We start from the raw sequence: 13,028 nt of genomic DNA, 5'->3' as shown, positions 1-13,028 counted from the left end.
CATGCGCACCACTCTGCGTACCGCCGGTGTCGCCGTCCGCGCGATGCTCGTCTTCACCGTCGTCCTCGGCGTCGGATACATGCTGCTGATCACCGCGGTCGGCCGGATCGCCCTGCCGTTCCCGGCCGACGGCTCGCTGCTGCGCTCGGCCGACGGGACCGTCACGGGCTCGCAGCTCGTCGGGCAGTCCTTCGAGGATGCCGACGGCCAGGCGCTCCCGCAGTACTTCCAGTCGCGACCGTCGGCCGCCGGGTACGACTCCGCGGCCTCGAGCGGATCGAACCTCGGACCCGAGAACGGCGACCTGATCGCCTCCATCGAGGAGCGTCGGGCGGCCTCCCTCGCCCTCGACGGAGCGGGATCGATCCCGGCCGACGCCGTCACCGCCTCGGGCTCGGGCCTCGACCCCGACATCTCCGTCGAGAACGCCGAACGCCAGGTCGCGCGGGTCGCCGAGGCCCGCGGCATCCCGGTTTCCGACGTGTCGGCCCTGGTCGCCGCGCACACCCTGCCCCGCGATCTCGGCTTCCTCGGCGAGCCGCGGGTGAACGTCGTCGAGCTCAACCGCGCGCTCGACGCCCGGTGAGCGACGAGAATCGCTGACATGACTGTCGTCGCGTCCCCCGTCGCCGCGCGTCCCGCTCGGCGGCGGGGTGCGCCGGGAGAGGTCGCTGAGCCGGAAGTGGTCGCTGAGCCGGTCGAAGCGTTCGCGGGAGACCCGGTCCCTTCGACAGGCTCAGGGACCTCCCTCGCGTGCTCCTCGGCCCTCGTGGCGGACCGAGGAGGGCCCTCGTGAAGCGCGGGCGGCTGCGCGTACTGCTCGGCGCCGCGCCCGGGGTGGGCAAGACGTACGAGATGCTCGAAGAGGGGCGGCGCCTGCGCGACGAGGGTCGAGACGTCGTCATCGCGATCGTCGAGACGCACGGCCGCGCCGCCACCGCAGCGCAAGCCGAGGGACTCGAGGTCGTCCCCCGCCACGCGCTCGCGCACCGCGGGGTCGTGCTCGACGAGATGGATCTGGATGCCGTGCTCTCGCGCGAGCCGCAGATCGCCTTGGTCGACGAACTGGCGCACACCAACGCCCCGGGCTCGCGTAACGCCAAGCGTTGGATCGACGTCGAGGAACTGCTGGCCACCGGCATCGACGTGATCACCACCGTGAACGTGCAGCACATCGAGTCGCTGGGCGGCGTGGTCGAGAAGATCACGGGCGTCGTGCAGCGCGAGACGGTTCCGGATGCCGTCGTGCGCGCTGCCGACCAGATCGAGGTGGTCGACCTGGCCCCGCAGTCGCTGCGCGACCGCCTCGCGGCGGGCTCCGTGTATCCGGCGGAGCGCATCGATGCGGCCCTGTCGAACTACTTCCGCCTCGGCAACCTCACGGCCCTGCGTGAACTCGCGCTGCTGTGGCTGGCCGACGAGGTCGATTCGGCGCTTCAGCGATATCGGTCGGAGCACGGGATCGAGGGGTCGTGGCAGGCGCGGGAGCGCGTCGTGGTCGCGCTCACCGGCGGCCCCGAGGGTGAGACGCTGCTGCGCCGCGGCGCCCGCATCGCCGCGCGATCGGCGGGAGGCGAGCTGCTCGCCGTGCACGTGTCGACCCAGGACGGGCTGCGCCCGGACGCCCCCGGCGCCCTCGCCGCGCAGCGCGCCCTCGTCGAATCCCTGGGCGGGAGCTACCACCAGGTGATCGGAGACGACCCCGCGACCGCGCTGGTCGATTTCGCGCGCTCGGTCAACGCGTCGCAGCTGGTGATCGGCGTCAGTCGCCGCGGTCGCGTGGCCGCCGCCCTGACCGGCCCCGGCATCGGGGCGACCGTCATCCGGGCCTCGGGCGATATCGACGTGCACATCGTCAATCACGCGCGCGCGGGCGGACGGTTCGCCCTGCCCCGCCTCACCGGTCCGGCGCTCAGCACCAAGCGACGCCTGCTCGGCTTCGTCACCGCCGTCGTCGGCGGGCCGCTGGTGTCGTGGCTGCTGCTGTCGACAGGCTCCGACGACTCCATCACCACCGACGTGCTGGCGTACCAGCTGCTCGTCGTCGTCGTGGCGCTGATCGGCGGGATCTGGCCCGCGGTGTTCGCGGCGGTGCTGTCGGGGATCACGCTCGACTTCCTCTTCATCGAGCCGCTGTACACGGTGACGATCAGCGATCCCGTGCACGCGATCGCGTTGGTGCTCTACGTGATCATCGCGATGCTCGTCAGCGTCGTCGTCGACCAGGCGGCCCGCCGGGCCCGCGCCGCGCGCCGTGCCGCCGCGGAGGCCGATCTGCTCGCCACCGTCGCCGGCAGCGTGCTGCGCGGCGAGAGCGCCGTACCGGCCCTCGTCAGCCGCGCCCGCGAGGCCTTCGGTCTGGCCGGGGTCCGACTCGTCACCGCCGACGGCACGGTGCTCGCCACCGACGGCGAACCGGTGCGCGACGACCGCCGCGTCGCCATTCCCGTCGGCGACGGCCGCGCGACACTCGAGCTGCACGGCGGCGACCTCGACGCGTCGGAGCGCCGCCTGCTCGACGTCGTCGTGGCGCAGCTCGCCGCCGCTCTCGAGCGCACCGACCTCGCCGAGACCGCCGCCGAGGCGGGGGCCCTCGCCGAGACCGACCAGGTGCGCAGCGCCCTGCTCTCGGCCGTCAGCCACGACCTGCGCCGCCCCCTGGCGGCCGCCGTCGCCGCCCTCGGGGGCCTGCGCGCCGCGGGCGACACCCTCTCGGCCGACGACCGGCGCGAGCTTCTCGAGACCGCCGACGAGAGCCTCGCGACGCTGTCGGCGCTCGTCACCGACCTGCTCGACGTGAGCCGCGTGCAGGCGGGCGTGCTGGCGGTGTCGCTGACGGAGGTGGATGCCGCCGGCGTCGTGCTCACGGCCCTCGACGAGCTGGGGCTGGGGCCGGATGCCGTCGAGCTCGCCGTCGATCCCGATCTGCCCGCGCTCCGGGCCGACCCGGTGCTGCTGCAACGCGTGCTCGTGAACGTGCTGACCAACGCCGACCGGTACACCCCCGACGGGCAGCGCGTGCGCCTCGCGACGAGCCGCCTCGGGGGCATCGCCGAGATCCGCGTGATCGATCACGGTCCGGGCATCGCAGCTGACCGCCGCGCGGACATGTTCTCGCCGTTCCAACGGCTCGGCGACACCGACAACACCGCCGGTCTCGGCCTGGGCCTGGCGCTCTCCCGCGGGTTCGCCGAGGGCATGGGCGGCACCCTCACGCCCGAGGACACCCCCGGCGGGGGACTCACGATGGTGATCGCCCTCCCCGTCGCCGCCGACGCCCCCGCCGACGATCCGTACACCGGCCTCGCCGAGCCCGCGCCCGCGCCCGCGGCGAGCGCCCGCCCCGAGCCCCCGTCCCTCCCCGCGCCGCGGAGCGCGGCATCCGGAACCCGAGAGGACGTCCCGTGAAGGTGCTCATCGCCGACGACGACCCCCAGCTGGTGCGCGCCCTGCGCATCACCCTCGCCGCCCACGGCTACGACGTGGTCGCCGCCGCCGACGGCGCCGCGGCCATCACGCTCGCCGCGCACGCGCACCCCGACATCGTGCTGCTCGACCTGGGGATGCCGCACCTCGACGGCGTGCAGGTGATCCAGGCCCTGCGTGGCTGGACGGCCGCGCCGATCATCGTCGTCTCGGGACGCACGGGCTCGGCCGACAAGGTCGAGGCCCTGGATGCCGGAGCCGACGACTACGTGACCAAGCCGTTCCAGATCGACGAACTGCTCGCCCGCCTGCGCGTGCACGCGCGCCGCTCGGTGCCCGCGAGCGGCGAATCGGTGGTGCGCTTCGGCGACGTGGAGGTAGACCTCGCCGCCAAGGCCGTGCTGCGCGCCGGCGCCCGCGTGCACCTGACCCCGACCGAGTGGCGGATGCTGGAGTTCCTCTCGCGCCACCCCGGCTCGCTCGTCACGCGTCAGACGCTGCTGAAGGAGATCTGGGCCAGCGAGCAGGTCGCCGACAGCGGCTACCTGCGCCTGTACATGTCGCAGCTGCGCAAGAAACTCGAGGCCGATCCCACGAATCCGGTGCACCTGCTCACGGAGCAGGGGATGGGGTACCGGCTCGCCGTGTGACCTGACGTCTCGTGCCGTCGGCGACCGACGCTCAGGCGACCGCCACCTGCTCCCGCACCCAGTTCGCGGCGCCCTCGGCGGCCGACGACGACGTGTCGTCCACGATGCGGAGGCGCTCCGTGATGCGAAGGTCGCGGAGGAAGGATGACGACGCGGCCTGGTCGTCGATGAGGGCGCGCACCCGCGGCATGAAGGCCTCCCGCGAAGCGAAGACGCCGCCGCCCAGGGCCACCGTGTCGACGTCGTAGGCCTGCACCACGATGCGCAGGCCCAGCGCGAGCGCCGCGCAGAACGCGTCGACGGCGGTCGCGCTCGACGCCTCCCCCGCGGCGGCGTCGGCGAAGAGCTGGGGGACGCTGCGTCCCCCCGCAGCGCGGGCGAGGGCACTTCCGGACGCCGAGAGCTCCAGGCATCCGATGAGCCCGCATCCGCATCGGCTCCCCCGCGGGTCGAAGGGGAGGTGACCGATCTCCCCTGCCGCGCCCCGGTGCCCGCGCAGGGCGGCGCCGTCGAGCACGACGCCCACTCCGAAGCCCGTTCCGAGGTTGATCAGTGCGAGCGAGGACTCTCCGAGAGCGTGCGCGAGGCCCTGCGCGGCCAGGGTGACGTCGTTGTCGACGCGCACGGGGACACCCAGCGCGGCCGTGGCGGCCTCGGCGAGCGCGAAGCCGTCGAGGCCGATGTTCACGGCACGACCGACGAAGCCGCGAGCGGGATCCACCGCCCCCGGCACACCTACTCCCGCCGCGTGAAGCGGTGCCGTGGTGCCGGCGACCCGTCGCGCCTCGGCGATCGCCGCGACCACCGACTCCACGACCCCCGATTCCCCGGGTCGGGTGGGGCGCCGTGCGCGACCGAGCACCGCTCCGTCTTCGTCCATGACGACCGCCGCGGTCTTGGTTCCCCCGACGTCGACGCCGGCGTAGACGCCCCGCCCGGATCCTCGGTCTGTCACGGGCTCCTCCTCATGCTCTTTGTTCAAGCATTGTTATCCATATCATTCTGTGTCATTATCATGCCACCGTTGGAAGGACGAAGATGCCCCACCCCGCTGTACGCCCTCCCCGCGCGCGCCGCCTGTCCCGCACAGGCCTTGCAATCGCGCTCGTCGCGGCCGGCGTCATCGCCGTCGTCGTCGGCGTCGGCGCGGGCAGCGCGGCGTCCGACGCCACGCCTCGGATCGACGACGTGCAGGTGTCCGACGCCGAGCTCGCGCTCGGGACGGTGCGCGCCGAGCGCGCCGGGGCCGACGGCTCCGACCCGAACGCCGGTCTCGACGCGCTCCGTGACGACTTCGCGCTCTTCGCCGTCGCACGCTCGGTCGGCGCGAGCGACGTGACCCGACCCGACGACATCCTCGGCGTTCTCGATGACGTCAACGACCAGCGCGCATCGAGCGCGTCCGCCGGCGGCGTGCTGTACGGACCGGTGACCTACGAGGCCGCATCGTTCTACGGCAAGTCGCTCAGCGACATCCGCCAGGCCACCCTCGCGCGGCTGGAGTCGGGCGCGGCCGGAGTCGACGTGAGCGACGCCGAGGTCCGTGCCCGGTTCGACGCCGATCCCGGGCAGTGGGCCGACGCCGCCACGAGCTATCGCCTGACCCGCGTCGAGGTACCCACCGCCGCCGACGGCAGCCCCGACGCCGCCGTCTCCGAAGCGATCCGCGTCGGAGACGCAGCGCGGGTGTTCGGCACCTCACCGGGCGAGGCGGTGATCGTGACCGCCGAGCAGCTGGCGGCCGCGACGCTCAGCCCCGAGGCCACCGCCGCCATCGTCGGCGCCGCCGACGGAGCCCTCCTCGGCCCGTTCTCCGAACGCGGCGGCTGGGTCGCCTACCGCCTCGACGGGCGGTCGGTGGACACGGAGGCCGCCTACACGCACTACGCCACGCGCATCCGCGCGGTGCTGGTCGACGAACACCTCGATGCCCTCATCGCCGACGCCCGGTCCGCCCAGGTCGTCGCCACCCCCTGACCCGCTCCACCCGCACCACCCCTACCCGAAGGAGAAGTCCCGTGACACACGCACGACGACGGAGCCACTGGTTCCGTTACGCCGTCGCCACCGCCGCCGCCTCGGCCCTGATCTGGGGGGCTGTCGTCCCCGCGGCCAGCGCCGCCGGGCGCGACGACGCAGCCACCTGGGCCGGCAATGTGGCCAACCCCTATGGCGGCACCGACTATTTCGTCGACGCCACCACCGGCGTCGACACCGCCTCGGGCACCGCCCGCGATCAGGCGTGGAAGAGCCTCGCCCGAGTCAACTCGACCACCTTCCAGCCCGGAGACCGGATCCTGCTCAAGGGTGGCGAGACGTGGGCAGACCAGCAGCTCTGGCCCAAGGGGTCGGGCACTACGGGGAAGCCGATCGTCATCGACGCGTACGGTGACGCGGCAGCCGGGCTGCCCTACATCCGCACGAACGGCAAGGTGACGTCCCCCTTCTCGGCGAACGGTCTGAAGAACCCCGACACGGTGGGCCTGACCGGCGCGGTGAACCTGCGCAACCAGGAATACGTGCACATCGCCAACCTCGAGCTGTCCAACGACGACGACTTCGCCACCGACATCACGAGCGGCAGCTTCGTGCGCGACGGTGTCTCGGTATCGATCAACGCCGACAAGCTGGCCCCGGGTGCCGACACCGTGATGGACGGCATCCGCATCTCGAACCTCGACGTGCACAACATCGACGGTCCCAGCAGCTGGCAGCGCATCCACTACGGCGGCGTCAACTTCCAGGTCTTCGGATCGCAGCAGTGGACCGCGTACGGCAAGGGCGGATACCACTTCCGGGACATCCGGATCGAGAACAACACCTTCACCGAGGTGGAACTGCACGCGGTGCAGTTCGCCTTCAACTGGTTCGGTGACGCGCAGGGACGTGTCGATGAGACCGGGAAGTTCCACGAGGGCTGGGAGCAGCTGTGGGTCCGGGATCAGGACTTCTACAGCCGCGACGTCTACATCGGCCACAACTACGCCGAGAGCATCGGCCAGGGCCCGTACCAGTTCGCGAACACCCAGCGCCTGCTGGCGGAGTACAACGAGGCCAACGGCTGGCTGGAGCGGTACCGACAGGTCTCGGCCGGCCTCTACCTCTGGGCCGGTGCCGACTCGACCATGCGCTTCAACGAGATCTACGGCGGTCCCGCCAACGAGTACGACGCCACCCCGTGGGACCTCGAGTTCACGAACTTCAACGTCACCTACGAGTACAACTACTCGCACGACAACCAGGGCGGCTGGATGTCGTACATGGGTAACAGCAGCAACTCCATCGCGCGCTACAACCTGTCGGTGAACGACAACGGCGTGATCTGGAAGAACATGCTGTCGACGAACTACTCGCCGACCTACGTGTCGAACAACGTCTTCGTCTACGACGGCAGCAAACTGCACCAGTTCCACGACGAGGTGCTGAAGAGCCGCGTCTACTTCTTCAACAACGTCTTCTACAACACCTCGACGACGCCGACCACCTGGTACCGCAAGGACGGCGCGCTCGACCTGGGCGTGTTCTCGAACAACGCCTACTTCGAAACCGGTGGCGTCGCGTCGCCGCAGCAGCCGAAGGATGACGCCGCGATCACCGCCGACCCGCAGTTCACGGGCAAGGTGGCCGACTACGCGCGCAACGCGGGAGTCGAGAACATCCGTCAGTCGGCCGGCCTCTTCACGCTGAAGGACACCTCGCCCCTCATCGACAAGGGTCGCTACAACGAGCGCATCGGCACGACGGACTTCTTCGGAAGTCCCAACTACCGAGGCTCGGCGCCCGACATCGGCCTGTTCGAAGCCACTCGCGGTGCCGTCGTGACCGCACCGGTCGACACCAACCCGATCGAGAACGTCGGCGTGGACACGCGCACGAACCTCGCGCTCGGAAAGTCCGCGGTCGCCAGCTCCACCCACCCGCACAACAACTTCGCGTTGAAGGCCGCCAACCTCGTCGACGGCGATGCGAGCACGCGGTGGGCAGCGGCGGACAACGCCACCTACCCCCTCACGATCGACATCGACTTCGGCGCGTCGACACGCTTCGACGAGGTCGACCTGTCGGAGTTCACCGACTCCGGCACGGACGCGCGCATCGCGGCCTTCTCGCTGCAGCGGTGGGATGCGGCGACGAACTCGTGGGTGACGTTCGCCTCCGGCGACGGCGTGGGCACCAGCAAGGTCGTCCGCTTCGACGCGCAGACCAGCAGCAAGCTGCGCCTGTCGATCGCGGGCATCAAGGCCGGCCAGATCTACGCGCCGACCATGCGGGAGATCAAGGTCTTCAACAACGGCACGGTGCAGACCAACCCGGTGGTGACCCCCGCGGCCGGCTTCTACGACCGCAACGCCTCGCAGGCGTCGTCTGCGCGCAACACCGTGTCGTACCGGGTCGACCTCGGCGGAGACACCGTGCGCTCGCTCGGCTACGTCACGACCTCCGGCGCCCTCGTGGGCAGCCTGGATGCCGCGGACTACACCGTCTCCGACGATGCCGGGACGAAGGTGTACACGCTCACGCCGGCGTTCTTCGCCGACAAGGAGCTGGGCACCTCCGGCATCGTGTTCGACTTCGCCTCGAACAAGACCACGCGCGTGTCGATCGAGATCGGTGACACCACCGCCCTCGAGAAGGCACTGGCCACAGCGGCCGCCGTCGCGCCCGGGACCTCCGCCGCACATGTCGCCCTGCAGACGCAGAAGCAGGCGGCTCAGAGCGTCCTCGACGCCGCGAACCGCACCCGCGCCGGCTCGGGCAACGACACCGTCACGCAGACGGCCATCGCGAACGCGACGACCGCTCTGACCGCGGCGATCGCGGCCGTGAACCCCCTCTCCGTGGAGGCGACGGCATCCACCCGGAAGCTCGCGGGCAAGGCGTACGTCACGGTCACCGCCGTGAACCGTTCGACCGTGCCGGTGCTCATCGACATCACCACGGCGTATGGCAAGAAGTCGTTCGCGACGGTGCAGCCGGGCCAGAAGGTCAGCGTGTCGATCAACTCGACGAAGGCCTCCATCCCCGCGGGTGCGGCGACCGTCACCGCCACCGCCACCGTGAACGGCAAGAAGGTCAGCACGAGCGTCCAGGCGTCCTACAGCGCCCAGAACTGAGAGATCGGGCGGGGGCCGGCGACGCCCCCGCCCGATCATCCGGACGGGCGCCCGTGCCCGTCCGACACCCGAACATCGAAGGAGAGAACATGAAGAACACCACACGCGCGGGAATCGCCATCCTGGCCGCCGCGCTCATGACGACCGGCGGCGCCGCGATCGCCGCGGTCGCGGCCGACCCGGTGGGCGACAGCCAGATCGGGGTCGACGTGGAGGTCACGCAGCTCGAAGGCCCCGGCACCCTCGCCCTGACCGTCGCCCCCGGGCGCGCCACGCTCAGCGAGCAGGGGTCGACCGGAGACGCCCGCCAGTTCACCGGCGTCCTGCCCCAGGTCACGGTCACCGACACCCGCGACCCGGAGCAGACGGCCGACGGTGCGCGCTGGTCGGTGCTGGGCTCCGCCAGCGACTTCACCAGCGCCGACGGCAGCGTCATCGAGGCGAAGTATCTGGGGTGGAGCCCGCGCCTGGTCAGCGGCGAGGATGACGCCATCTCGGTGGGCGGCGACGTCGACGGCGCACTGCAGGGCGATGCGGGCCGCGGACTCAAGGACCAGGAACTGCTGTACCTCAGCGACGCCGAGGCGGTGCCCGAGGGCGGCATCAGCTCGACCGCGACGGCGGATCTGACCTTGCGGGTTCCCGCGACCGTCAGCTCCGGTCAGTACTCGTCCACCATCACCCTGTCGCTGTTCGAGTGACCTCACCTGTCCGGCCCGGTCGACTCCTCGACCGGGCCGGACGTTTCGGATCCACGATGCTCCCCCGTCTTCTCTTCCGCGCGGCCGCGATCGTGCTCGGAACGACCGTGCTCACCCTCTCGTCGGTCATCGCCGCGACCCCGGCCCAGGCCGGAGAGTCGGCGGACGCCGGAGACACCGTGACCTGGTCGGTGGAGCCGGCCGACGCGAGCGGTCCCACCGGCGAGCCGTGGACGGAGCTGACCCTGGATGCCGGGCAGTCCGTCACCGAGCACATGTCGATCACCAACCGCGGACTCGTCGACGTCGTCTTCCAGCTGAGCGCCGAAGACGGCTACTTCACCGACACGGGCCGGTTCAACATGCTCCGCGCCGACGAGGCGTCGGTCGATGCCGGGACGTGGATCTCGATCGCCGACTCCGTCGAGGTGCGGGCCGGCGACAGCGTCATCCTCCCCTTCCGGGTCGATGTCCCCGCCGACGCGACCCCCGGTGATCATCCCGCCGGCGTCGCCGCGAGCATCCGCACCGGCGACAGCACCATCGGCGTGGAATCGCGCGTCGGCTTCCGCGTGATGACGCGGGTGCGCGGCGATCTCGCGCCCGCGCTGTCGGTCACCGACCAGACGGCGATCTACACCCCGTCGTGGACTCCCTTCCGTCCCGGCTCCCTCACGGTGACCTCCACCATCGTCAACTCCGGCAACACCAGACTCGGCGCGCTCCCCCGGGTCACCACCGCCGGGCCCCTCGGCGTATTCGCCATCGACACGACACCGGCGCAGATCCCCGAGTTCGCCCCGGGCGAATCGCGCGTGATCGCCACCGTGGTGCCGGAGGTGTGGCCCACCTTCGTCACCCAGGTGGGCACCACCGCAGAGGCCGTCGCCGTCGTGGGGGCCGAGCCGCTCCCCGAGGTCGCCGCCACCGCTCAGTCCACGGTCGCAACGATCCCGTGGAGCCATCTGCTTCTGCTCGCGATGCTCGCGCTGGCCTTCGCTCTGCTGCGCTGGCGGGGCACAGCCCGTCGCAGGGACGTCGCCCGGATGCTCGACGACGCGCGCGAAGAGGGCCGACGCCAAGGCGCGTCGATGAACGCGGGGCTCGCCGTCGTGCTCATCGCCGCGATCGCCGGCGTCGTCGGCGTGAGCGAAGCCTCTCCGAGCTTCGCGGCCGCGGGCCCGAGCACTGTCTTCGTCGACGTCGACGTGACTCCGCGTCCTTCCCTGCCCACGTCGACCCCGGGCATCGCGACACCGACACCGACGCCCTCACCGGGCGGTCTGGCACGCACCGGGCTCGCCGTCGACGGCTGGGGCGTCCTCGCCGCGGGGATCGTCGTGACGGCGGGCGTCGCGGCGATGCGCGTGGCGGCACGTCGCCGGTCGGCGAGCGATCCGCGCTGCTGATCGATAGCCTCGATCGCACGCAACATCGGAGCCGCGGCCCACGGCTCGGTCCCACAGACGACCGTTCCAACGCCTCGGACGCGAGCGAGCCCTCGCCCGCGACGCGCACGGGGCGGCCCCGACCCCGGGCGAACCGGATGCCGACTCCTCGCCCGCGGACCGCGAGGGAGCAGGAACGCACGTGCCTCGTTTCCGTTGCGTAACGGTCGAGGCACAACCGTTTGTGAGCAGTTGTCATCGATGCCAATTGCTGCCATCATGATGTCACCCACGCACCATCGGGCATCAGACGAAGAAGTTGATCGCTGCCACGCAGCACCCGCGCCGACCGCCACCCGAGGGCGTGTCGGGCTCAGCCGAAAGGAAACTCGTGAAGAAGACCACACTTGCCGGAGCGGTGGCGATGCTCACCACCATCGGCCTCCTCGCCGGATGCGCCGGCGGACAGACGGACGAATCCGGCAGCGGCTCGACGGGCACGCTGAAGATCGCCGCCTTCGAGGGCGGATACGGGTCGGAGATGTACCAGCAGGTCGTCGACGCGTACAAAGAGGTGGCGCCCGACGTCACCATCGAACTGACGACGAGCAAGACCCTCGCCCAGGAGCTCACGCCCCAGGTGGCCGCGGGGGACTTCCCCGACGTGGTCATCCTCGGCCAGGGCGCCAAAGAGGGCTTCACCGAGGGCTTCATCCGCGACCGCGGCCTCGAAGACCTCACGAGCGTCCTCGACGAGACCGTCCCGGGCGAAGACGTGACGGTCTCCTCGAAGCTCACCGAGGGCATCGTCGGAAACCTCAACACCAACCCCTACGGCGACGATCAGGTCTACCTGATGCCGATGTACGCCTCGCCGACGGGCCTGGTCTACAACCAGGGCCTCTTCGCGCAGAAGGGCTGGGAGGTGCCGACCACGTGGGACGACTTCTTCGCGCTGGGCGACACCGCCAAGGCCGAAGGCATCTCGCTGTTCACGTACCCGACCGCGGGCTACCTCGACTCCTACTTCTTCGCGCTGCTGTCGTCCATCGGCGGCGACGACTTCTACCGTGACGTCGTCACCTACAAGGAGAACGTGTGGGAGCAGCCCGAGGCGCGTGAAGCCCTCGAGCTGACCACCAAGCTGCTGACCGACTACACCGCGCCGTCCACCGTCGGTTACGCCAACGGCCAGGACTTCACGAAGAACCAGCAGACGATTCTCGACGACACCGTCCTGTTCATGCCCAACGGCACCTGGATCGCCAACGAGATGAAGGACGCGCCCCGCGCCGACGGCTTCGCCTGGGGCCTGGCCCCGGTGCCCGCGCCCGAGACCGGCGGCGACCGCTACCTGACCACGTTCGTGGAGAACGCCTGGGTTCCCAGCGGGGCCACCAACAAGGATGCCGCGAAGGACTTCATCGCGTTCCTGTACTCCGACAAGGCCGCGGCGATCTTCGCCGAGACCGGTGCCGTCCAGCCCATCACGGGTCTGGCCGACACCCTGTCGGGCGACTCGGCCGAGTTCTACGCCTCGTACAGCCTGCCGGACGTCAAGGCGCTCGTGGGTGGCTTCGCCGCCACCGAGCCGGTGCCCGGCGTCGACCTCAAGGCCACGCTGTTCGACACCGCCAACAGCGTCATCAACGGTACGGTCACTCTCGACCAGTGGCAGGACCAGGTGAACGAGGCGAGCAACCGCCTCGGTGCCGCCGCGAAGTAGTCCCACCCACCGGTCGCCCGCCG

At 70.8% G+C, this 13,028-nt stretch carries 9 protein-coding genes; 8 read left to right on the top strand and 1 reads right to left on the bottom strand.

Annotated features, from left to right (window positions below; genetic code table 11):
- Position 1 precedes the first annotated feature (1 nt).
- From kdpC to MT347_RS14340, 3 genes are all read left to right on the top strand, one after another.
- Entirely contained in the window at positions 2-586 is a 585-nt protein-coding gene (kdpC, locus tag MT347_RS14350) for a potassium-transporting ATPase subunit KdpC (protein WP_243501931.1), read from the top strand.
- Between the two features lie 206 nt (positions 587-792).
- The gene (locus tag MT347_RS14345) at positions 793-3,408 is read left to right on the top strand and encodes a DUF4118 domain-containing protein (RefSeq protein ID WP_243501930.1); all 2,616 of its coding nucleotides are present in this window, start codon (positions 793-795) and stop codon (positions 3,406-3,408) included.
- The gene (locus MT347_RS14340; protein WP_243501929.1) at positions 3,405-4,076 is read left to right on the top strand and encodes a response regulator; all 672 of its coding nucleotides are present in this window, start codon (positions 3,405-3,407) and stop codon (positions 4,074-4,076) included. Before MT347_RS14345 ends, MT347_RS14340 begins: the two co-directional genes overlap by 4 nt.
- A 31-nt stretch (positions 4,077-4,107) precedes the next feature.
- Here the strand turns inward: MT347_RS14340 and MT347_RS14335 are convergent, their stop codons facing one another.
- Complete coding sequence (locus MT347_RS14335) at positions 4,108-5,031, bottom strand: ROK family protein (protein ID WP_243501928.1); 924 nt, start codon at positions 5,029-5,031, stop codon at positions 4,108-4,110.
- A gap of 83 nt (positions 5,032-5,114) precedes the next feature.
- On the opposite strand from MT347_RS14335, the gene MT347_RS14330 reads away from it, so the two are divergent.
- The 5 genes from MT347_RS14330 to MT347_RS14310 all read left to right on the top strand — a co-directional run bounded on the left by MT347_RS14330 (position 5,115) and on the right by MT347_RS14310 (position 13,005).
- A complete protein-coding gene (locus tag MT347_RS14330; RefSeq protein ID WP_243501927.1) occupies positions 5,115-6,053 on the top strand; it encodes a peptidylprolyl isomerase in 939 nt (312 codons plus the stop codon).
- Between the two features lie 41 nt (positions 6,054-6,094).
- The gene (locus MT347_RS18440) at positions 6,095-9,190 is read left to right on the top strand and encodes a discoidin domain-containing protein (protein ID WP_243501926.1); all 3,096 of its coding nucleotides are present in this window, start codon (positions 6,095-6,097) and stop codon (positions 9,188-9,190) included.
- Between the two features lie 89 nt (positions 9,191-9,279).
- On the top strand, positions 9,280-9,891 hold the full coding sequence (locus MT347_RS14320; RefSeq protein ID WP_243501925.1) for a hypothetical protein: 612 nt from the start codon (positions 9,280-9,282) through the stop codon (positions 9,889-9,891).
- Positions 9,892-9,947: 56 nt separating this feature from the next.
- Positions 9,948-11,300, top strand: a complete 1,353-nt coding sequence (locus MT347_RS14315; protein ID WP_243501924.1) for a hypothetical protein — start codon at positions 9,948-9,950, stop codon at positions 11,298-11,300.
- 370 nt (positions 11,301-11,670) lie between these two features.
- The gene (locus MT347_RS14310) at positions 11,671-13,005 is read left to right on the top strand and encodes a carbohydrate ABC transporter substrate-binding protein (protein ID WP_243501923.1); all 1,335 of its coding nucleotides are present in this window, start codon (positions 11,671-11,673) and stop codon (positions 13,003-13,005) included.
- Positions 13,006-13,028: the final 23 nt, after the last annotated feature.

Origin of the sequence: Microbacterium sp. VKM Ac-2923 (assembly GCF_022815605.1) — a bacterium.
GTDB lineage: Bacteria > Actinomycetota > Actinomycetes > Actinomycetales > Microbacteriaceae > Microbacterium.
The sequence above is the reverse complement of the archived record's forward strand: the minus strand, read 5'-3'. Positions and strand labels throughout refer to the sequence as shown.

Bases quoted from the DNA above. Each gene is read 5' to 3' on its own strand.
- kdpC (WP_243501931.1), top strand. From the start codon at position 2: ATGCGCACCACTCTGCGTACCGCCGGTGTCGCCGTCCGCGCGATGCTC.
- MT347_RS14330 (WP_243501927.1), top strand. From the start codon at position 5,115: ATGCCCCACCCCGCTGTACGCCCTCCCCGCGCGCGCCGCCTGTCCCGC.
- MT347_RS14320 (WP_243501925.1), top strand. From the start codon at position 9,280: ATGAAGAACACCACACGCGCGGGAATCGCCATCCTGGCCGCCGCGCTC.
- MT347_RS14315 (WP_243501924.1), top strand. From the start codon at position 9,948: ATGCTCCCCCGTCTTCTCTTCCGCGCGGCCGCGATCGTGCTCGGAACG.